The organism is Sorangium sp. So ce1504, from assembly GCF_051521635.1.
GTDB lineage: Bacteria > Myxococcota_A > Polyangia > Polyangiales > Polyangiaceae > Sorangium > Sorangium cellulosum_B.
In genome coordinates, this window is sequence record NZ_CP150365.1 from 935,306 (window position 1) to 956,981 (window position 21,676).

The 21,676-nt window shown below is 70.1% G+C and carries 16 protein-coding genes; 15 read left to right on the forward strand and 1 reads right to left on the reverse strand.

The genetic code is table 11. From position 1 onward, the window contains the following. The first annotated feature begins 18 nt into the window (after window positions 1-18). The 12 genes from WMF39_RS03495 to WMF39_RS03550 all read left to right on the forward strand — a co-directional run bounded on the left by WMF39_RS03495 (window position 19) and on the right by WMF39_RS03550 (window position 16,761). The gene (locus tag WMF39_RS03495; protein WP_437744130.1) at window positions 19-1,206 is read left to right on the forward strand and encodes a hypothetical protein; all 1,188 of its coding nucleotides are present in this window, start codon (window positions 19-21) and stop codon (window positions 1,204-1,206) included. Window positions 1,207-1,226: 20 nt separating this feature from the next. Continuing rightward, window positions 1,227-2,333, forward strand: a complete 1,107-nt coding sequence (locus WMF39_RS03500) for a PEGA domain-containing protein (RefSeq protein WP_437744131.1) — start codon at window positions 1,227-1,229, stop codon at window positions 2,331-2,333. Window positions 2,334-2,353: 20 nt separating this feature from the next. Beyond that, window positions 2,354-3,925 (forward strand): PGRS family protein, encoded by a 1,572-nt coding sequence (locus tag WMF39_RS03505; protein WP_437744132.1) that lies wholly within the window; start codon window positions 2,354-2,356, stop codon window positions 3,923-3,925. A 965-nt stretch (window positions 3,926-4,890) separates the two neighbouring features. Beyond that, window positions 4,891-5,820 carry a PEGA domain-containing protein gene (locus WMF39_RS03510; protein WP_437744133.1) on the forward strand — a complete coding sequence of 310 codons (930 nt, stop codon included), beginning with the start codon at window positions 4,891-4,893 and terminating at the stop codon, window positions 5,818-5,820. 20 nt (window positions 5,821-5,840) lie between these two features. Beyond that, entirely contained in the window at window positions 5,841-7,412 is a 1,572-nt protein-coding gene (locus WMF39_RS03515; protein WP_437744134.1) for a PGRS family protein, read from the forward strand. A gap of 1,104 nt (window positions 7,413-8,516) precedes the next feature. Beyond that, a complete protein-coding gene (locus WMF39_RS03520; protein WP_437744135.1) occupies window positions 8,517-9,032 on the forward strand; it encodes a PP2C family protein-serine/threonine phosphatase in 516 nt (171 codons plus the stop codon). A 1,165-nt stretch (window positions 9,033-10,197) separates the two neighbouring features. After that, window positions 10,198-10,629: a hypothetical protein gene (locus WMF39_RS03525; protein WP_437744136.1), complete on the forward strand. Its 432-nt coding sequence runs from the start codon at window positions 10,198-10,200 to the stop codon at window positions 10,627-10,629. Window positions 10,630-11,311: 682 nt separating this feature from the next. Beyond that, a complete protein-coding gene (locus WMF39_RS03530; RefSeq protein ID WP_437744137.1) occupies window positions 11,312-11,689 on the forward strand; it encodes a hypothetical protein in 378 nt (125 codons plus the stop codon). Window positions 11,690-11,758: 69 nt separating this feature from the next. After that, window positions 11,759-11,926, forward strand: coding sequence for a hypothetical protein (locus WMF39_RS03535; protein ID WP_437744138.1), 168 nt, complete (start codon window positions 11,759-11,761; stop codon window positions 11,924-11,926). 955 nt (window positions 11,927-12,881) lie between these two features. Continuing rightward, the gene (locus WMF39_RS03540; RefSeq protein ID WP_437744139.1) at window positions 12,882-14,564 is read left to right on the forward strand and encodes an L-aspartate oxidase; all 1,683 of its coding nucleotides are present in this window, start codon (window positions 12,882-12,884) and stop codon (window positions 14,562-14,564) included. Window positions 14,565-14,647: 83 nt separating this feature from the next. Next, window positions 14,648-15,523 carry a CPBP family intramembrane glutamic endopeptidase gene (locus tag WMF39_RS03545; protein ID WP_437744140.1) on the forward strand — a complete coding sequence of 292 codons (876 nt, stop codon included), beginning with the start codon at window positions 14,648-14,650 and terminating at the stop codon, window positions 15,521-15,523. Next, window positions 15,520-16,761 carry a patatin-like phospholipase family protein gene (locus WMF39_RS03550; protein WP_437744141.1) on the forward strand — a complete coding sequence of 414 codons (1,242 nt, stop codon included), beginning with the start codon at window positions 15,520-15,522 and terminating at the stop codon, window positions 16,759-16,761. The genes WMF39_RS03545 and WMF39_RS03550 overlap by 4 nt, the downstream gene beginning before the upstream one ends. Before the next feature lie 83 nt (window positions 16,762-16,844). Here the strand turns inward: WMF39_RS03550 and WMF39_RS03555 are convergent, their stop codons facing one another. Continuing rightward, entirely contained in the window at window positions 16,845-17,345 is a 501-nt protein-coding gene (locus WMF39_RS03555; RefSeq protein ID WP_437297724.1) for a YchJ family protein, read from the reverse strand. A 235-nt stretch (window positions 17,346-17,580) separates the two neighbouring features. Here WMF39_RS03555 and WMF39_RS03560 point away from each other — a divergent pair, with 235 nt between their 5' ends. The 3 genes from WMF39_RS03560 to WMF39_RS03570 all read left to right on the forward strand — a co-directional run bounded on the left by WMF39_RS03560 (window position 17,581) and on the right by WMF39_RS03570 (window position 21,639). After that, window positions 17,581-18,048 (forward strand): Tudor-knot domain-containing protein, encoded by a 468-nt coding sequence (locus WMF39_RS03560; protein WP_437549458.1) that lies wholly within the window; start codon window positions 17,581-17,583, stop codon window positions 18,046-18,048. A gap of 176 nt (window positions 18,049-18,224) precedes the next feature. Continuing rightward, on the forward strand, window positions 18,225-20,312 hold the full coding sequence (fusA, locus tag WMF39_RS03565; RefSeq protein WP_437744142.1) for an elongation factor G: 2,088 nt from the start codon (window positions 18,225-18,227) through the stop codon (window positions 20,310-20,312). 10 nt (window positions 20,313-20,322) lie between these two features. Next, window positions 20,323-21,639, forward strand: coding sequence for a hypothetical protein (locus WMF39_RS03570; protein WP_437549461.1), 1,317 nt, complete (start codon window positions 20,323-20,325; stop codon window positions 21,637-21,639). The last annotated feature ends 37 nt before the right edge of the window (window positions 21,640-21,676 follow it).

Below are 21,676 nucleotides of genomic sequence, written 5' to 3' on the forward strand. Positions count from 1 at the left end.
TGAGGAGAGAGGTCTTCGATGGGCAGCAACAAGGACAGCGACGACATCCGGCAGTACCTTCCGGATCTGGAGAGCATCCGGCGGGAGGCGGATCCTGAGGTTGCGGAGCGGAAGCTGCAGCAGGCGCTGAACAACCCGGAGCTGGACCGCGCGCTGACGGAGATGCAGCAGCAGAAGCCGACGGGGCAGCCGCTGTTCCAGTTCCCGGTGGTGCCGGCGCTGGCGAAGGGACAATCCGCGGTGCCGCCGCCGTTTCCGGGGCAAGCGGCGCGGACGCCGCTGCCGGTGCAAGCGGTGCCGCCGCCGTTTCCGGCGACGGCGGCGCAGCAGGGCGCGGCGCACGCGGCGGTGGCGCATCCGCACGGCGGGGCGGCCGCGCAGCGGGGCGCGGCGCCGCCGGGTGCAGCGGCGCCGCCGGGTGCAGCGGCGCCGCCGGGTGCAGCGGCGCCGCCGGGTGCAGCGGCGCCGCCGGGTGCAGCGGCGCCGTACCACGGCGCGATGGCGACGCAGCGTGTGCCGGTGCATCCGGGCGCGCCGGTGCAGCAGGGGGCGCAGGTGACGCAGCGTGTGCCGGTGTTCGAGGGCGCAGCGGCTCCGCAGCGCGCATCGGCGCAGCAGCAGGGCGTGCTGGTGCAGCAGCAAGGCGTGCCGGTGCAGCAGAGCGCACCGGTGCAGCAGCCGGGAGCGATGGCGCCGAGCCAGTGGGCGGACCGGGCGCTGCCGCCGATCGACAAGGCGCTGCTGCCGTCGTCGTTGCTGCCGGTGACGCCGCCGCCGGTCGCCGTGCCGAAGACGCCGGCAGCCACGCCGGCGACTGGACAGCGCCGGCAGTGGATGCCGACCTGGCTGATGGTGCTGCTCGCGCTCATCGCGGTGAGCAGCCCGTTCGTGCTGGCGACGATCCTGCGGCCAGAGCCGCCGCCGAAAGAGCAGGAGCCGGCGCTGCCGTCGAGCGGGGCGCCCGTGCGGAACACGCAGGTGCCGCCGGAGGCCTCGGAGCTCTTGCCGCCTGGGGCGCCGGCGCCGCCGGACGCGGTCGAGCCGAGCCTCGACGACACCGCATCGGCGAGCGAGCCGCCGGCGCCCGAGGCCACGGCGCCGCAGGCGCCGGCGCGGCCGGTGCGCCCTGCGCCGCAACGACCGCAGACGCCGGCGGCGCCTGTGCCCGCCACCGAGAATCAGCTCGCCGATGACGTGATGGAGTGAAGCCGGGTGGAGCCATGATGATGAACTGCCGAAGCCTTGCCGTGTTGTTCACTGCCGCGACCGTGATGGCCGCCGCGGACGTCGCCAGCGCGCAGCCTGCCGCGCCGCAGGAAGCGCCCGCCAGCGCCGGCGACGCGGTGACGCGTGCCGATGCGTTCTTTCGACGAGGGCTGCGTCTCTACTCGGACAAGAAGTACGTGGAGGCGGAGAAGGAGCTCGAGTCAGCGTGGGAGCTGAACCCGACGTTCGACGTGGCGTACAACCTCGGGAACACGAAGTACCAGCTGAAGAAGCACCGTGAGGCAGCGAAGTATCTGTCGTTCGCGCTGAGGAACTGGCCGCTGGTGAAGACGGTGGCGAAGCTGAAACCGACCGCGGAGCAGCGATTCGCGGAGTCGCGAGCGCAGGTGGGTGCGGTGACGGTGACCGTCAGCATGGCCGGAGCGGAGGTGCTTGTGGACGGCAAGGGCGTGGGGCGGGCGCCGCTGGAAGGCGAGGTGTTCGTCGACCCCGGCGAGCACCGGGTGGAGGCGAAGCATCTGGACTACGAGCCGGCGAGCCAGATGGTCGGTGTGGCGAAGGGAGCGACGGCGGAGGTGAAGCTGTCGATGGCGATGGTGAAAGCCGCGCCGCAGGCGTCGGCGGGCGTGAAGACGGAGGGGGACGGGAGCGCGGCGGGGGCGACGGGTGGTGGGCCGGTGGTGGGACAGCCGCCGGCGCCGGTGGCGCCGCCACCGCCGCTGCCGGGGAAGAGCTGGGTGCCGGCGATCGCACTGGGCGCAGCGAGCGTGGTGGGGCTCGGCGTGGGGATCGGGACGACGGTGGCGTCGAACAACGCGAACTCGGAGGCTCGCGCGCAGAAGGACCAGATCTTTGTCGCGGGCGGAGGTTGCCTCGCGTCGCCGTCGTTCGCAGAGAGATGCGCGGAGCTCCATCGCTCGGGTGAGCGCGCAGGTCTGCTGGGGGATGTCGCGTTGGGCAGCTACATCGCGTCGGGCGTCCTCGCCGCTGCCGCCGTTACCTACGCCGTGTGGCCAGTGACGAGCGGCGAGAAGTCGAGAGCGCTGCTCGTACTGCCCGCGCCGCGGGTTGATGGCCTCGGCGTTGTGATGGTGAGCACGTGGTGAGTCGAGCCGGAGAACGAACGATGAGAACGCTTGGGCGAACCCTGCTTGGATCGGCCGTCGCTGTTGTGTTGATTGCAAGTGGTTGCGATGGGCTTTGGTACCACATCGAGAACGACTGCGAGCTCATGCTCACGTGCGAGAAATACCGGGGCAGGGGCAGCGAAGTCGTCCCTGCCGGATGCGTGCCGAGCGAGATCGACGGCGCCGTGGACGAGACGTGCGGCGTCTTCGTGGCTTCGACAGGCAACGACGAGAACTTAGGTACCCGGACCGAGCCAGTCGCGACGCTCGCCGAGGGGGTGCGGCGCGCCGCCGGGAATGGGACGGGGGTCTATGCGTGCGCCGAGACGTTCGAGGAAGCGGTTGAACTGCCAGCGGGCGCGAAGCTTTTCGGTGGCCTCGACTGCGCGAACGGCTGGGTCTGGATTGGCAAGACGGCGAAGACGGTCGTGGCGCCCGGCGAAGAGGGGATCGCGCTGAAGGTGACGCGGGGCGAGGGCGCAGTGAGGATCGAGGATGTGTCGGCACGCGCGTTGGATGCGCAGGCGCTGGGGGCGTCGTCGATCGCGGTGCTGGTGGACGGTGCGGAGGTCGAGCTAGCGCGGTGCGAGCTGGTCGCGGGCAACGGTGCGGATGGTGCGGAGGGAGACGATGCGCCGACCGAGGTGCCGGCGCAGGCGTCGCCTGGGAACGCCGGGACCGATGCATGCAGTGATGTTGATGGCACCCCGGGGTCAGACGCGACGCTGTCCGGAGGCGCCCAGGTGGTCAATGAGTGCGGTGGCGATCTGTCGATCGGCGGTGGTGGTGGTGATGGTAATGTGACCAATGGCGGCGACGGTGCGACGAGCCAAGGCACCGCAGAGACCGCACGTGGTGGCGTCGGCGAACCGTTTTCCGGCGCTTGGGACTGTGGCGGAGCGGAACCCAATGGCCGAGGCGACGATGGTTCGAACGGCGCCCCGGGCGATGCCGGCGTCGCCGCGACCGGCCTCGGCACGTTGAACTCATCAGGCTACACGGGGGTCAGCGGCAGAGCCGGCGAAGCGGGCAAGCCAGGTCAAGGCGGCGGCGGAGGCGGCGGCACGAAGGGCGGCGCGGCCATCTGCTCAGGCGCCATGCGGGGAGCTGGGGCGAGTGGCGGCAGCGGCGGACCTGGCGGTTGCGGCGGGCTGCCGGGGCAAGGCGGTGGAGCGGGCGGCGCGAGCATCGCGCTGGCGAGCGTTGAGGGGAAGGTGACGCTGAAGGACTGCGTGCTGAAGGCGGGCAACGGAGGCAAGGGAGGTGCCGGCGGCGACCTTCAGCCAGGTGGGCTTGGCGGTCTCGGCGGAGTTGGCGGCACGGGCGTGGGTGGCTCGAAGGCTGCGTGCGCCGGGGGGCAAGGAGGCCAGGGAGGCAACGGCGGTCCAGGAGGAGGAGGCCTTGGTGGGCCGTCGCTTGCGATCGCGTATCGAGGCGAGGCGGTGAAGCAGGAAGGGCAGACGATGCTGCAACCCGGCACGCCAGGCGCCGGGGGGCCCGGCGGCAGCAACAACGTGTCGGAGAACGCTGGCGCCGATGGCTTGGCGGCGGCGGAGCAGGAGCTTCCGTAAGCACGCGATGAGGTAGCGGGCGGCGTCCTCGAGGACGCCGCCCGCGGGGCCGAAAAGCGCAGCGGGAGGAGGAACTGGCGATCGCGCGAAGCGCCATCGAAGGGGAGAGTTGTGCCCGCGGATGACGCGGGGGGCGGTGAGCAGAGCCCCCTGGATCGCTGCTACCGGCGAGCGGCGGAGAAAGTGAGGACGACCCTACGATTCTGACACAGTCCTGCATGGCTGCGCGTAACTGGGTGAAAAGGTTTTGATTTCAGAAGAGCCCTTGGCGAACTTCACGGGGCACAGCGGGCGAAGGCGGAGGCACGGCGGCAGGGGGGAATGCCGGCGAGGCAGGCGTGAGCGGAGAATGTTGGGACTTCGCGGGCAATGCGAGCTGCGGGCAGTGAAGTGAGCAGCGCGGCGAGGATGGTTGAGAATTCTTCATAGCTGAACGCAATGCGGAGGAGCGGCGGACGAACGCGGTGATCCGCGGTCAGCTGAGCTGAAGGAGGCGACAAGAAATGGTTGAACGCACCCCGCGCCGGGGTGGTAGGGAGTCTTTTGTCGCGGAGACGCGGCACGGTGGGCTGCCCGGCGCTGAAAACTTCACCACCCTGGAGTGGATCGCAAGAGGCGCGGGCGGAGGGACCGTTGGTCTGCTGACTGTTTCTGCGTCGGGCCGCAACCCCGGATACCATCCTACGGTCGCTGAAGGCAGCCCGGCAGCAGATCGCTTTTGCGCGGCGGGGGAGCCGCGGGGCGCGAGGGGGCGGACGCGCCGCTGCGCTGGAAGCGGAGTGGCCGTCGCGACCGAGACCCCTCCCGTCCCGCGCGTAGCGCGGGGCAAGGGAGGGGCGGACCGCGCGCAGGCCCGTAGGGCCGAGCACGGGCCGGGGGTGGGCATCTATCTTCTCGCTGCTCTTCTGTGCTGCGCGCCTGCGCGTGCTGCGTGGGGCGAAGAACTCGGGTCATCGCCTGGCACGGTGTCAGACCCGTATTTCGAAGCGGAGCTCGAGTCGGCGTGGGCGCTGAACCCGACGTTCGACGTGGCGTACAACCTCGGGAACACGAAGTACCAGCTGAAGAAGCACCGTGAGGCAGCGAAGTATCTGTCGTTCGCGCTGAGGAACTGGCCGCTGGTGAAGACGGTGGCGAAGCTGAAACCGACCGCGGAGCAGCGATTCGCGGAGTCGCGAGCGCAGGTGGGCGCGGTGGCGGTGACGGTGGGGGTCGCCGGAGCGGAAGTACTGGTGGACGGCAAGGCGGTAGGGAGAGCGCCGCTGGAAGGGGAGGTGTTCGTGGAGCCGGGCGAGCACCAGGTGGAGGCGAGGCAGGTGGGGTATGCGCCGGCGAGCCAGACGGTGACGGTGGCGAAGGGAGCGACGGCGGCGGTGACGTTGGCGCTGGCGGCGGCGAAGAGCGAGGGGGCGACGGCGGCGGGGACGACGGAGGGGGGCGGGAGCGCGGTGGGGGCGGGGGCGGGAGGGCCGGTGGCGGGGCCGCCGGTGGAGCCGCCACCGCCGCTGCCGAAGAGGAACTGGGTGCCGGTGATCGCGCTGGGTGGGGCGAGCGCGGTGGGGTTGGCGGTGGGCATCACGACGACGGTGTTGTCAATGAATGCGCGTGAGTCTTCGGAGGAACATACGAAAGCGATTCTGGGCGCAGACGGACGGTGCATCGAGCCTCCGAGCCATACGATACAACAGTGTCGCGAGCTTCGAAACGACACGAAGCGTGCCGAGACCTTTGGTACTATATCCGTCGTCGGTTACGCGGCGTCGGGCGCGCTGGCGATTGCAGCAGCCGCCTATGCGCTGTGGCCTCGGCAACCTGCACCTGTGGGGTACGGAGTGCGTGTATTGCCTCAGACGCACGCAGGCGGGGGCGGTGTCCTCGTCGTGGGGACATGGTGAGCTGGGCGATGATGAGCACAATGAAGAAGACGCGGGTGGCGAGGTGGACGCGCTGGGGTATCGCAGCCTCCATGGTTGTGGGCGGCTGCGACGCGCTATCTCTCGGACTGACGAACGACTGCGAGCACTTGCTCACCTGCAGCCACTTCCTGGGCGGCGATGCCGGCGGCACGCCCGAAGGGTGCATTCCGAGCGAGTTGACGTCCGCCGCGAGCGATACGTGCGGCGTGTTCGTGTCGGTGAACGGCGACGACGATGGCGCAGGGACAAAGGCGGCGCCTTTGAAGACGCTGAGCGTGGCGATCGCGCGGGCAGCGGAGGAGCGTGGCGCGGTGTACGCGTGCGCGGAGGAGTTCGCGGAGGCAGCAGAGGTACCCCCGGGCGTGGCGATCTTCGGGGGCCTCGACTGCACGAACGGCTGGAACTGGATCGGCGAGACGGCGAAGACGGTCGTGGCACCGGGCGAAGAGGGGATCGCGCTGAAGGTGCTGCGGGGCGAGGGCGCGGTTAGGATCGAAGACGTGTCAGTCCGCGCGTTGGATGCGCAGACGCTGGGGGCGTCGTCGATCGCCGTGCTGGTGGAGGGTACCGAGGCCGAGCTAGCGCGGTGCGAACTGGTGGCGGGGAACGGAGCGGATGGCGCCGAGGGAGAGGATGCGCCGAGCGAGGTGCCGGCCCAGGCATCGCCTGGGAACGCGGGGACCGATGCATGCACTGATCTGGACACCTCAGGAGCACCCGATAGCATGCTACCGGGAGGAGCCCAGATCGAAAATGCGTGTGGCGGAGCGTTGTCGATCGGCGGAGGGGGCGGCGCTGGCAGGGTAAACAACGGCGATGCCGGCCAGATAGGTCAGAGTGGGCCATTTGGGGCGGCAGGTGTCGGAGAACCACCGGCAGGGGCTTGGAGTTGCGGTGGTCCTGAACCGAACGGAACGGGCGATGGCGGCGCCGACGGTACGCCGGGTGATGTCGGCGAGGCTGCGAGTGGTCTCGGCTCGCTGAGTTCATCCGGCTACACGGGCGTGAGCGGCGGATCCGGCAAAGCGGGCACGCCCGGGCAAGGTGGGGGCGGAGGCAGCGGCGCGAAGGGCGGCGCGGCGATCTGCTCCGGCGCCATGCCGGGAGCAGGAGCGAGCGGAGGCAGCGGCGGCCCTGGTGGCTGCGGTGGGCTGCCCGGCCAAGGCGGCGGCGCCGGCGGAGCGAGCATCGCGCTGGCGAGCGTGGAGGGGAAGGTGACGCTGAAGGACTGCGTGCTGAAGGCGGGCGAGGGGGGCAAGGGAGGTGCCGGCGGCGACCTTCAGCCGGGCGGAGCCGGCGGGCTCGGAGGAGTCGGCGGCATGGGCGTCGGAGGGTCGAAGAACGCATGCGCCGGGGGGCAGGGAGGCCAGGGAGGCAACGGCGGTCCAGGAGGAGGAGGTCTCGGCGGGCCGTCGTTCGCGATCGCGTACCGAGGCGAGGCGGTGAAGCAGGAAGGGCCGACGATGCTGCAACCCGGCACGCCTGGCACTGGCGGACCTGGCGGAAGCAACAATGTGTCGGAGAACGCGGGGGCGGCAGGCACGGCGGCGGTGGAGCAGCAATTTCCGTGAGCGACCGATGAGGTAGCGGGCGGCGTCGCCGGTGGCGCCGCCCTCCGCCGCCGCGGGCAGGCGGCGGTAGGGAGGTGGTGACGATCGCGCGAAGCGCCATCGAAGGGGCGAGGTGTGTGTCGTAGGCGACACGGAGGGCGGCGAGCAGAGCCCGGTGGACTGCTGCCACCGACAAGCGGCGGAGAAAGTGAGGACGATCGTACGATTTTGTGACAATCCCGCTTGGCTAAGCGTAACTGGGCGAAAAGGCATCGATTTCAGAAGAAAGCCCTTGGAGAGCGCTTCCGTTATCGGCAGAATGCACGACGCGCGATCCCGAGGAGCTCCCTGTCGATGCGCCGGAAGTCCAGCGGAAACGATGTCCCTCCCTTGGGAAGACGCCCCAGCCTGAGCGCGAGGGTGGAGTGGGAGCGGACGTGGGTACGGCGGTTCGGTCTCGAGGACGTCGAGTGGGATCCGGAGGAGTCCTGCGAGCACTGCATCGAGAAGAGAGCGGCTCGGGAAGCGGTGATGGCGGAGCTTGCATCACGGTCGGGGAACCGACCGAAGCTGCGGCTGAGCCATGAGCCGAGCCCATCCAGGACGGGTGGGCGAATGAAGCGGAGCAGGCGCCATTGCAGGCGGCTGCTGCTGAAGCTGGTGCGACTGGCGCGGCTCGAGCGCGAGGACGTTTGAGCGCTTGACCGAAAGGCCCCGTCACGAGCGGCCGGTTCGAGCGAGCAGGCGTTGACGGACTGGGCGCGCTGAGGGCGCACGGCGGCGGCGCGGTGCGCTGGGCGACAGAGTAGAAACCGGCGCACCGCGGGTGTGGTGCGCACTGACTCGGCTCGTCCGTGCGACGAGCGTGCGAGGTGGACGATGGTGTGTCCAACGCTCGCCATCGAGGCGGGGGCGGATGCCCCCGTGTCGAGGCGTCGTGCGAGCAACGAGGAGCGCTCTGGTGAGCTGCCCTGTCTGGGGCTGTTCCTGGTCACGGGTGGATTCGGCGGAGAGGTTGTCTCCCGTACTGCTGTTGAGGTGGTACACGCATGTTTGGAAGGTAGTGCGGAAGGAGGGTGGGCTGGTGAGATGACTGCACCGCAGTGTCGGGACGAAGTGCGACTCATGATGAGTCCTCGTCGAACCTATCATTTCCGCCCCGAGGGCGATCGTCTGGAGCCGGGCCGGAGCGGCACGCCGGTGAGCTTCGCCGGTGTGCTGCTCGCGCCGGGGGCGGTGTACATCGCCTACGTCGGCGAGATGCGCATCTATCGATTCCGCGGCGGCAGGTTGGAGGAGCGAACGCGTGGTTTCGCGGCGCTCGACGGTGGCGTGTCGGATGGAACCGTCTCGCCGGATGCGCTGGCCATGCTGGTGCAACATGCAAAGGCGGCGCCGCGCGCGCTCGGTTGCGAGGCGGCGGTGGAGATGAAAACCCAGGTCGAGAACACGGAGCCGGGCGACGTCTTCCTCGTGTGCTCGGGCGGCCTCTGGAGTGCTGTGGCCGAGCGCCGGATCACCGGCATCCTCGCAGCGCACCGCGAGCTGCGCCTCGCGGCCAGCCTGCTTGTCGACTGCGCTGATGAGAATGGCGAGTCCGAGCTGGTGACGTGCATTCTGGCGCGGGTTGCCGATATCTGACGGATCTGAAGGTTAGAACTCCTGAGGAGGAGCGGGGCATAAGTCCTGGAGGGCGGCGAGGCTGCGTCGAGGCGACCCCTCCCGTCCCGCGCGGAGCGCGGGACTTGGGAGGGGCGGGCGGCGCGCAGGCGCGAAGCGCCGAGCACCGACCGGGGGAGGGCATCAGCTCTCCCTTCTTCTTCGTGTTCTTCTCGTTATCTCGCTCGTCCTGGGGGTGTGGTGATGGCGCGGGAGGCGCTGAAGGCACGTGGCGAGCAGAACCCCGTGGATCGCCGCTATCGGCGAGCGACGGAGAACGTGAAGATGACCATACGATTCCGTGGCGATCCAGTATGGCTGCGCGTAACTGGGTGAAAAGGCTTCGATTTCAGAAGAAAGCCCTTGGCGAGCTTCATGGGGGCACAGCGGGCGAGGGCAGAGGCCTGGCGCCAGGTGGAAACGCCGGCGGGGTGGGCGTGAGCGGAGAATATCGGGACTTCCGGGGCAATGCGAGCTGCGGTCAGTGAAGTGAGCAGCACGATGAGAATTTACGGGAGCTGAGCGCAATGCGGATGAGCGACTGACGAATGCAGTGCTCTGCGAGCCGCGGAGCTGAAGGAGGAGACAAGAAATGATTGGACGTGCCCCGCGCTGGGGTGGTAGGGACTCTTTTGTCGCGGAGACGCGACACGGTGGGCTGCCCGGCGCTGACAACCTCACCACCATCGAGTGGATTGCCCAAGGCGCGGGTGGAGGGACCGTTGACCTGCTGAACCCTTCTGCGTCGGGCCGCGAGCGCGGATGTTATCCGACGGTCGCTGAAGGCAGTCCGGCAGCAGGTCACTTTTGCGCGGCGGGGGAGCTGCGATGTGCGGCGCCGGGGCGGAGGCGTGATGGCGCTGGGCCCCGAACCGCGATCGTCGCCGCGACCCCTCCCGTCCCGCGCGGAGCGCGGGACTTGGGAGGGGCGGACCGCGCGCAGGCCCGCAGGGCCGAGCACGGGCCGGGGAACGGGCATCGTGGTGTTGCTCTCCGTCTTGCTCTGCACCCCAGCGCGAGCAGCGTGGTGCGAAGAGCTGGAAGGGGAGGTGGTCGTCGAGCCAGGGGAGCACCGGCTAGAGGTGAGGCTGGCGGGGTACCTGCCGGTGGGCTCGGTGGAGCCGGCGGGCTCGGCGGAGCCGGTGGCATGGGGGGCAGCGGGTCGAAGCACGCGTGCGCTGGTGGGCAGGGAGGGCAAGGAGGCAACGGCAATCCAGGAGGAGGAGGCCTCGGTGGGCCGTCGTTCGCGATCGCGTACCGAGGCAAGGCGGTGGAGCAGGAAGGGGAGACAACGCTGCAACGCGGCACGCCGGGTGCTGGGGGCCCCGGCGGCAGCAACACCGTGGCGGACAACGCGGGCGCGGCAGGCTCGGCGGCCGCGGAGCAGGAGTTTCCGCAAGTGAGCGACGAGGTGGCGGGCGGCCTCGTCGGCCGCCAGCCGCCGCGAAGCGTGGCGGAGGCGACCCCGACGATCGCGCGACGCGCCATCGAGGAGGCGACGCATCTCCCGCAGGCAACAGGCACAGCGGCCAGCAGCGCTCGCTGGACTGCTGCCACCGGCGAGCGGTGGAGAAAGTGAGGGCGGCCGTACGATTTTGTGATGACCCGGCCTGGCTGAGCGTAAGTAATCGAAAGACATCGATTTCTGGACGAAAACGCTTGGCGTGCTCTTTCGTGGCCGGCAGTATGCGCGCCGCTCAATCCCAAGGAGCGCCCTGCCGATGCGCCGGAATTCCAGTGGAAACGATGTCCCTCCCTCCGGAAGACGCCCCAGCCCGAGCGGGATGGGGGAGTGGGAGCGGATGTGGGTGCGCAGGCTGGGCCTCGAGGATGTGGAGTGGGACCCCGAGCTGCACTGCGAGCACTGCATCGCGAAGCGAGCGGCCTGGGAAGCGGTGATGGAGGAGCTTGCATCACGGTCGGGGAACCGACCGAAGCTGCGGCTGAGCCCTGGGTGGGAGAAGATTCCTTTGAGGGCAGGTAGGCGAAGCAGGCGGAGCAAGGGCCGCTGTAGGCGGCTGCTGCTGAAGATGGTGCGATTGGCGCGCCTCGTGCGCGACGATTTTTGAGCGCTTGAGCAAAAGGTCCCGTCGCGAGTTTCCAGCTCGAGCGAGCAGCCGCTGACGACCTGAGCTCGCCGAGGGCGCACGGCGGCCCCGCAGCGCAGCGCGCTGGGCGACAGAACAGGAGACCGGCGCACCGCGAGCGTGGTGCGCGCTGACTCGGCTCGTCCTTGCGACGAGCGTGCGAGGTGGAGGATGGTGCGTCCAACGATCGCCATCGAGGCAGGGGCGGATGCCCTTGTGTCGAGGCGTCGTGCGAGCAACGAGGAGCGCTCTGGTGAGTTGCCTTGCCTGGGGCTCTTCCTGGTCACGGGCCGGCTTGGCGGAGAGGTCGTCTCCCGCACGGCGATCGAGATGGTGCATTCCGCTGTCGAGGCAGCCAGCGTGGACGACCTTGGTGCTGATGAGATGATTGCGTCGCAGTGCCGGGACGAAGTGCGGCTCATGATGAGCCCGCGTCGAACAGGCCGCTCCGAGGACGAGCGTCCGGGGCCGGGACCGAGCGGCGTGCAGGTGACCTTTGAGCCCGAGCAGGTAATGTGCGTCCTGGCACGTGTTGCGGGGTCTGTGGGTTGAACTCGTCAGGAGGAGCGGTGCAGCAGCGCCGGAGCGCGCGCAGGCCCGGAGGGACGAGCACGGGCCGGGGTGGGCAGCATTCTTGTGGGCGAAGGTGACGGCGCGAAGGGTGGGGAGGCGATCTTCCCGGGAGCCAGGCCGGCGCCGGAGCGAGCGGAGGCAGCGGCGAACCCCGCGGCTGCGGTGGACTGCCCGGGGAGGGGGCGGAGCAGCGAGCAGAGCCCGCTGGACTGCTGATCGCGGCGAGCGCTGCAGAAAAAATGAGAGACGGTATGATTTCGTGGCAATTTCGGAGGGCTGAACGTAACTCGGCAAAACGGCAACGATGATTCGAAGAAACCCCTTGGCGAGCTCATTCGTTGCCGGCAGAATGGGCGCCGCCCGAATTCAAGGAGCCCCATGCCGAAGCGCCGAAGGTCCCGCGGAGACGACCCCCCTCCCTCTGGTAAGCGCCCCAGCTTGAGCAAGATGGGGGAGTGGGAGCGGATGTGGGTACGGAGGCTGGGTCTCGAGGACATCGACTGGGATCCTCAGAAGTATTGCATGCACTGCATCGCGGAGCGGGCCGCTCGCGAAGAGGCGGCGGCGGAGGAGCTCGCGCCGCCGTCAGGGCCCAGACTGCCCGCGTCGCAGAGCCTCTTGTGGGCGAAGAACCCACGCCCGGCAGGTGGCCCTAAAGCGCGAAGCAAGCGTCGCCCCAAGCTGATGCTCGTGCCCTCGGTGCACCGCAGAAGCGAGGACTCTTGAGCGAGAGGCCCCTTCACGAAGGGGCTGAATCGAGCGAGTCGACCAGAGGGTGTGGGGGACGCAGGCTCTGATGGGCTCTCCGGGAACCTGTCGTGTTGTGCCAGAACACCGCATCTCTCGCATCCTCGCTGCATCTCGCGAGTTGCTGCGCGAGTCGCGCCTTCGCGAGTCGCGGCTTCTGATGGATGGACTGCGCTCATGAGCTCGCGCTGCGAGCCCGAGCGCGCGACGTGCGCCCCGGCGCGCGTCGGCAACGGCCGAGGCGCTCCGCCATGAGCGCGATCAGCCCGTGCGCGCGCCCACACCTCGCGCAGGCTCACGCCGGCGCTCGGCTCTCCCCGGCCACACCGGCCTCCCGCCCGAACGCCCGGCCGCAGCGCCGTCGCACGCAGGAAGCGCACCACGGCCTACCTCCGTGCGCCCCGCTCCTGCTACCCTGCTGGCCGTGGCGATAACGACCGATTTCCTCGTCATCGGTAGCGGTGTGGCTGGGCTGACCTTCGCGCTCGAGGCGGCCGAGCACGGCGAGGTGATCATCGTCACCAAGCGCGCGCGTGACGAATCCAACACGAAGTACGCCCAGGGCGGCATCGCCGCGGTCTTCGCCCCGGACGACTCCCCCGAGGCGCACATCGCCGACACACTCGAGGCGGGGGCGGGCCTCTGTCACGAGGTGGTCGTCGAGATCTGCGCGCGGGAGGGGCCCGAGCGGGTGCGCGAGCTCATCGCGCGGGGCGCCCAGTTCGATCACGAGAACGGCCAGGTGCGCCTCGGGCGCGAGGGGGGGCACTCCGCGCGGCGGATCGTGCACGCCGCCGACGCGACCGGCCTCGAGATCGAGCGCGCGCTCCTCGAGCAGGCCCGGCAGAACCCGAACATCCGCTTCGCCGAGCACCACACGGCGATCGACCTCATCCCGCTCTCCCGGTTCGGGGGGCCGGACATCTGCGCCGGCGCCTACGTGCTCGACGAGACCGACGCCGCGCTGAACCAGGGCAGGCCGCGGCCGCGCGACTCGGAGCGGCCAGCGCCCCGGCACCGGCCGGCCTCGAAGCCGCACGTCGTCGAGACCTACCTCGCGCGGGCGACCGTGCTCGCGACCGGCGGCGCAGGCAAGGTCTACCTCTACACGACGAACCCCGACGTCGCGACGGGCGACGGCGTCGCCATGGCCTACCGGGCAGGCGCCGAGATCGCGAACATGGAGTTCTACCAGTTCCACCCGACGTGCCTGTTCCACCCGGAGGCGAAGAGCTTCCTCGTGAGCGAGGCGCTGCGCGGCGAGGGCGCCATCCTCCGGCTGCCGGACGGGACGGCCTTCATGGCCAGCCACGATCCGCGCAAGGACCTCGCGCCGCGCGACATCGTGGCGCGGGCCATCGACTTCGAGATGAAGCGGACAGGCTCGGACTACGTGCTGCTGGACATCACCCACCGGCCCGCGAGCTTCGTCCGCGAGCACTTCCCGACCATCCACGCGCAGTGCCTGCGCTACGGCATCGACATCACCGCGCAGCCGATCCCCGTCGTGCCGGCCGCCCACTACATGTGCGGCGGGATCACCACCGATCTCTACGGCAGGACGACGATCCCCGGGCTCTGGGCGATCGGCGAGTGCACGTGCACGGGGCTGCACGGCGCGAACCGGCTCGCCTCGAACTCGCTGCTCGAGGGGCTCGTCTTCGGCCACCGCGCGGCCGCGCGCCTCGGCACCCAGATCGCCGAGCTCCGGCAGAGCGCGTTCCCCGATGTGCCCGAGTGGCAGGTCGGCAACGCGGTCGCCAGCGACGAGGAGGTCGTCGTCGCCCACAACTGGGACGAGCTGCGCCGCACCATGTGGAACTACGTCGGCATCGTCCGGTCCGACGCCCGCCTCCGGCGCGCCGCCCGGCGGATCTCCCTGCTCCAGGAGGAGATCCGCGAGTACTACTGGAAGCACCTTGTCACCCGGGATCTGCTCGAGCTGCGCAACATCGCCACCGTGGCCGAGCTCATCGTCGGCTGCGCCTCCGCCCGGCACGAGAGCCGGGGGCTGCACACGACGATCGACTACCCGGAGACGAACGATCGCCTCGGCACGGACACGGTCGTGAAGCGGGGCGTCCTGCCTTATCTGCGAGGTCGATGAGCGATCTGCACGGCACCCCCGACCCTCCGCCGAGCGGCGGAGGGCCCGGTCCGCTCGTCCGGCGAGGCGGCGAGGAGCGACCGATGTCGATCCCCGGGGCCATCGGCTGGACCGTGGGCGTCACCGCGCTGTTCCTGTTCCTGCTCGGCCTGATCTCCTCCTTCCGGATGGAGCCGGCGCTCGACGGCGCGGGCTCGTTCCGGGCGGCGCCGAAGCTCGACGTCATCGGCAGCTTCGCGTGCCAGGCCGCGGCGTACCTGCTCGGGCTCTTCGGCGTGCTCCAGGTGCACGCGCCCCGCGCGTCGATCCGGCAGTTCCTCGGCGTGCGCGGGACGCACGTGGCGTTCTATCCGCTCGCGATCGCGCTCGGCTTCGCGCTCGAGGGGCCCATCGCCGCGCTCTACACGGCGATCGAGGCGCGCTGGCCGTCGGGGATCGACGACGCCGAGCTCGTCCGGGTCTTCGTCGACGCGAGCGCGCCCGAGCGGGCCGCGCTCGGCCTCATCTTCATCGTGCTCGGCCCCGCGCTGGAGGAGGTCTTCTTCCGGGGAGCGCTCGCCCGCCCGCTGCGCTGGACGCACCGCGCGCCGCTCGTGATCGCGATCACGGCCGCGCTCTTCGCGGTGGCCCACGTCGGGTGGCAGAAGTTCCTGCCGATCGGCATCTTCGGCGCGGCCCTCGGCGTCCTCCGCGTCGCGAGCGGCTCGCTCTTGCCGTCCATCCTCCTCCACGGCACCTACAACGCCATCCAGTGCTTCTCGCTCCTCTCCGCGGCGGGCGCGGGGGCCGCCGACGGCGCGCCCTCGGCCGCCGGCGCCGCGCTGCCCGACGCCGCGGCGAGCCCGGTGTGGCTCGTGGCGGTGAGCTCCGCCTCTGCGCTCGTGTTGACCGCGCTCGCCTGCGTCCTCGGCCGTCGCGCCGAGGGGGCGGCCCGCGCGAGGGAAAAGGACCTCTCATGATGCCGTCGTTCGGGAGCCAAGGCGGCGGCGAGAGCCGATCCGCGCAGATCGCAGCGGGGGACGGCGAGGGCCGCTCCTCCGGGACCGTGGACGCGAGCGGCCAGGGCCGCGCCGCTCCGCGCGCCGGGGCGAAGCGAGCGCGCGTCAGCCTCTGCTTGCCCGGGGGCGGCCTGACGGGCGCGCTCTACCAGATCGGCGCGCTCGCGGCGCTCGAGGATGGCGTCGAGGGGATCGACAACCAGAGCTTCTCGCTCTACCTCGGACACGGCAGCGGCGCCGCGGTGGCCGCGGCCCTGGCGGGCGGCATCCCGATCGAGCGGCTCTACCGCGCCCTGCTCGATCCGGTCGACAACTTCTTCCCGCTGGAGCGCAGCCACCTCCTCCACATCGACGTCGGCGAGTGGCGGCGCGCGCTCAGCACCAGCCTGGTCGCGCTCCGCCACGCGATCGTCCGGCTCACGACCCGGGGCGACGCGACCCCGAACGCGCCGGCGCAGCAGTACCTGTTCGAGCAGCTCGATCGCTTCAACGACTCGCTCCCCGCGGGGCTCTTCCAGCTCGATCGTTACGAGCGGTTCCTCGGCGAGTTCTTCCTGAGGCGCGGCATCCCGAACTCGTTCCGCGCGATGCCGCGGACGCTGCGCATCCCGGCGCACGACCTCGACTCGGGCGAGCGCGTCGTCTTCGGCGCCGAGGGGTTCGACCACGTCCCGGTGTCGCTCGCCTGCGCGGCGTCGCTCGCGCTCCCGCTGTTCTTCTCGCCGGTGCGCGTCGAGCACCGCCACTACCTCGACGGCGGGCTGGGCCACGTGGCGCACCTCGATCTCGCGCAGGCCGCCGGCGTGGACCTCACGATCGTCGTGAGCCCGCTCGTGCCCGTCTCCACCGCGCACCGCCCCGTCCCGACAGGGCACGGGGTGCGCGAGAGCGTGCGCGACAAGGGCATGCTCTGGATCTTCAACCAGGCGATGCGGATCGGGGCGCACGCGCGGCTCCACCAGGCGGTGGGGCGCGCGCTCGCCGAGGGCAAGATGCAGGTCCTCGTGCTCGAGCCCGCGCGGAACGACGCGCTGCTGTTCCTCCACAACCCCGCCAACCTGCGCGCGCGGCGCGCCATCCTGGAGTACGCCTACCGGACGACGCGCGAGCGCATCGCGGTGTGGATGGACAAGAACCGCGCCGTGGTCGAGGCGATGGGGTGGCACGAGGCCCGCGCGTCGGGCCCGTCGGCCGGCTGAGGCGCATCGCCGACGCGAGGGCCTGGTCAGCGGGCCCAGGGCGCATCGGCCGCCCGAGCGCCCGCTCGGCCGGCGAGTGCCGGTCAGCTGGCGAGGGATGAGAACCGGGCGATCGTCAGCTCGTCGGGCGGGACGCTGATGCGGGCGCGCGGGATGGCGACGCCGTGGAGGTAGCGCCAGCCCTCGCCGTCGTGGAGGAAATCGGACAGCTCGACGAACGAACGATCGACGCCTGCCTCGAAGATCTTGGCGAGGAACAGCACCGACGCCGAGTCACCGCTCTGCAGGCTGTCGAGGATCTGGAGGCCCCGGTACCGGTGGTGGTGGATCGTCACCTTCAGCTCGCGGAGCACCTGATCCCTGTCGCGCCCGCGGTCGATGTGGCCCATGTGCAGCGTCCGCCAGAGGTAGGCGGTGTCTCCGACGGCGAACGCGGCGTACCGCGAGCGCATCAGCGCCACGGCGTCGGGCGCCTCGCGATCGCCCAGATGGCAGGGGGCGCAGCACTCGCGGTACGAGCGCCCCGAGCCGCACGGGCACGGGCGGGAGAGGGTCCCCGTACCAGGACGAACATCTCGGGTCATGGGCGTTCTCTACACGGGTTCGTGCCCCGTTGCAGCGCCCTGGGGGGCGTCGAGATGGGGCGCGGCGGGCGTGCGGCAGGACGGCCCGGCACGGCATGGCGCGGCCTGCGGCAGGACGGCCCGGCCCGGCACGGCGTGGCCCGGCGCCGTCGCGCCGTCCAGCGCCGACCCGCGCGCGTCCCTGAGCGAAGCCTCTTGCGGGGCGCCGGCGAGGACGGTAAGGCGGGCGGGAAGTATGCCCGCAGCGCGCGCTCACGCCGCGGCCCTCCTCCTGGCCCTCGCCCTGGTTCTGGGGGGCTGCAAGCGCCAATACGCCATCGGCGATCACGTCCTCGTGACGTGGGAAGGGAACGTCTACCCGGCCGAGGTCATCGAGGTCCTGGGTCCGACGAAGTTCAAGATCCACTACCAGGGATACGACGACATCTGGGACGAAGTTGTACCTCGTGAACGGATCCGCGGCCTCGTCGAGGGCAATGTCGTCCACCCGCCGCCGCCGCCGAAGGTCCGGAGCAAGGGGCTGCAGGCGTCGCAGACCAACGTCTACAAGATCGGCGACAGGGTCCGCGTCGAGTGGCACGGGCAGATGTACCCGGCGGTCGTCACCGGCATCGTGGGGCAAGAGCGCTACCGCATCCACTACGACGGCTACGGATCCGAGTGGGACGAGACGGTCGGGCTTTCCAGGATTCAAGCCAAGTAGCGTGAAATGTTCACGCGCGATCATTTTCCCCCTGGCGCTGTCCATGGGGCCGAATTAAGAGCCGCGCCGAATTTCTGACTGGGCGATCGCAAGAGTGCGCCGCCTGGCTGACGTTCGATGCGTGCCGCACGCCCTCCACGGGCACGCCCCCACGGGTGCGCGGCGGGGAGCCTTCTGTGATCAGCGAACTGTCCAAGCTGCGCAATATCGGGATCAGCGCCCACATCGATTCGGGCAAGACAACGCTGACCGAGCGCATCCTCTTTTACACCAAGCGGATCCACGCCATCCACGACGTCAAGGGCAAGGACGGCGTCGGCGCGAAGATGGACTCGATGGATCTCGAGCGCGAGCGCGGGATCACCATCCAGTCCGCGGCCACGCACTGCTTCTGGAACGGGCACCAGATCAACGTGATCGACACGCCCGGCCACGTGGACTTCACGATCGAGGTCGAGCGCGCGATGCGCGTGCTCGACGGTGCGATCCTGGTCCTCTGCGCCGTCGCCGGCGTGCAGAGCCAGTCGCTCACGGTCGACCGCCAGATGCGCCGCTACGGCGTCCCGCGCATCGCGTTCGTGAACAAGTGCGACCGCGCCGGCGCGAACCCGCTGCGGGTCCGCGCGCAGCTGCGCGAGAAGCTCAACCTGAACCCGGTGCTGCTGCAGCTGCCGATCGGGCTCGAGGACAAGTTCGAGGGGGTCGTCGACCTCATCGCGATGAAGTCCTACCGGTTCGAGGGGGCGAACGGCGAGAAGATCGTCGTCGGCGAGATCCCGGCCGAGATGGCCGACGAGGTGAAGACGGCGCGCGAGGAGATGCTCGACGCGCTCTCGATGTACTCCGACGAGCTCACGGAGGCGATCCTCGAGGAGCGCGTCACCGAGGAGCTCCTCCAGACGGCGATCCGCGAGGCGACCGTGAAGCTCCAGATCGTCCCGGTGATGATGGGGTCGGCCTACAAGAACAAGGCGGTGCAGGTCCTGCTCGACGGCGTGACCCGCTACCTGCCGACGCCCGCCGACATCACGAACAAGGCCGTGGATCTCGACAAGGACGAGGCCGAGGTCGTCCTGTCGAGCGACTCGGACAAGCCGCTCGTGATGCTCGCGTTCAAGCTCGAGGACGGCCGCTTCGGCCAGCTCACGTACCTGCGGGTCTACCAGGGCAACCTGGCCCGCGGGGGCGAGATCACGAACACCCGCACGGGCAAGCGCCACAAGGTCGGCCGGCTCGTCCGCATGCACGCGGACGAGATGGAGGACATCGACTCCGCGGGCGCGGGCGACATCGTCGCGATGTTCGGCATCGACTGCAACTCCGGGGACACCTTCACGGACGGGACCCTGAGCGTCGCGATGACGTCGATGCACGTGCCCGACCCGGTCATCTCGCTCACCGTGACGCCCAAGGACAACAAGGCCCAGGCGAACATGTCGAAGGCGCTGCGCCGCTTCACCAAGGAGGACCCGACCTTCCGCGTCGGGGCGGATCCGGAGAGCGGCGAGACGATCATCCAGGGCATGGGTGAGCTCCACCTGGACGTCTACATCGAGCGCATGAAGCGCGAGTACGCGGCCGAGGTCGTCACGAGCCCGCCGCGCGTCGCGTACCGCGAGACGATCACGCGCCGCGTCGACTTCAACTACACGCACAAGAAGCAGACCGGCGGCTCCGGTCAGTACGGCAAGGTCGGCGGCTTCATCGAGCCGTGGACGGAGGCGCCGTTCCGGTTCGACGATCAGGTCGTCGGCGGCGCGATCCCGCGCGAGTTCATCCCGGCGGTCGAGAAGGGCTTCGTGTCGATGCTCGCCAAGGGACAGCTCATCGGCGCGCCCGTCACGGGCGTGTCGGTCACGCTGAACGACGGCGCGGCCCACGCGGTCGACTCGTCCGACATCGCCTTCCAGGAGGCCGCGCGCGGCGCCTGGCGCGAGACGTACCCCAAGGCCGGCCCGCAGATCCTGGAGCCGCTGATGAAGGTCGCCTGCGAAGGGCCGAGCGAGTACCAGGGCGGCATCGTCGGCATCCTCATGCAGCGGCGCGGCATCATCGTCGGTTCGACCGAGGCAGACGGCTTCTGCCGCGTCGAGGCGGAGGTGCCGCTCTCCGACATGTTCGGCTTCTCGACCGTCCTCCGCTCCGCCACCCAGGGCAAAGCCGAGTTCACGATGGAGTTCTCGCGCTATGCTCCTCTTCCGGCGGCGCTTGGTGAGGAGCTCATCAAGAAATACCGGGAAGAGCAGGCGAAGAAGGCCAAGTGAGGGGGTCGGCATGTACCGCAAAGAGGTAAACGAGCGGAGCCCCATGCGGGTCTTCGAGGGGTCGATGCACGGCGGGCTGGGTCGCGGCAACGTCGGCGTCATCGTCTCCCGGCCCGGCGTGGGCAAGACGGCGTTGCTCGTGCAGATCGCGCTCGACGATCTGCTGCGGGATCGCCGGGTCCTCCACATCTCGCACGAGAACGCGGTCGATCACGTCCGCGCGTACTACGACGAGATCTTCCACGATCTCGCGCAGTCGATGCGGCTCGAGGAGCCGGAGGCCGTCCGGCTCGAGGTTGAGCGGCACCGGCAGATCTACTCGCACCTCGGCCACGTGAAGGCGTCGGCCGACGCGCCCGAAGAGGCGGCGCGCCTGTGGGTCGAGAAGATGCTCGAGACGGTGGCGTTCGCGCGCGGCGTTGCCCACTTCGAGCCCGACGTGATCATCGTCGACGGCTTCGACGTGGCGGTCGCGTCGGAGCAGGCGATGGAGGCGCTCGGGCGGCTCGCGAAGGAGCGCTCCGCCGAGGTCTGGGTCGCGGCCCAGGTCGACGAGGCGGGCCCTCCCGGCAAGCTGCCTGCCGCGCTCCAGAAGGTCGAGCGGCACCTCAACGTGGTCGTCTACCTGCAGCCGGAGCGCGACGTGGTTCGCCTGCGGCTGCTGAAGGACCACGGCAACAAGGATCTCGCCGATCTCCACCTGCGGCTCGATCCCCACTCGATGCGCGTCATCGACGAGGACGTGCGGCCCCCCTCGGAGCGGCCGAAGGACCCGCGGACCTTCCGCGTGCACTCGGGCGGCGCCAAGGGGGCCGAGGCCGAGTTCGGGGCGTGCGCCGAGCGGTACGGGGTGCAGGAGCTGAACTACAGCTTCGAGGGCCACCGGCTCCTCGAGCGCCAGCGCGGCGTGGTCGTGCTGGGGGACGACGAGCTGCGCAAGGGCGACTTCAGCCTCGTCTACGTGTCGCGGCGCCTCGGCCGCGTGCTGAGCGAGATCCCGCTCGTGCGCAACATCCTCCAGACGATCTGGCACCAGATCAACGCGGCGAGCCAGGTCTTCGTCGTGGGCACGCTCCAGGAGGACGGCACCGTGCGCGGCGGCACCGGCTGGGGCGCGGAGCTCGCGCGCCTCTGGAAGAAGCAGCTGTTCGTCTACGATCAGGAGAAGCGCGGCTGGTTCCGCTGGAGCGGCTCGGCCTGGGAGATGGCGCGGCAGCCGAGCATCACCTGCGAGAACTTCGCCGGCATCGGCACGCAGGATCTCAACGACGCCGGCCGCGACGCGATCCGCGACCTCTTCGCGCGCAGCTTCGGCGAGCCTGGCTGAGAGCCGATCGCTCGGGCGCCCTCCGCCGCGCACGCGG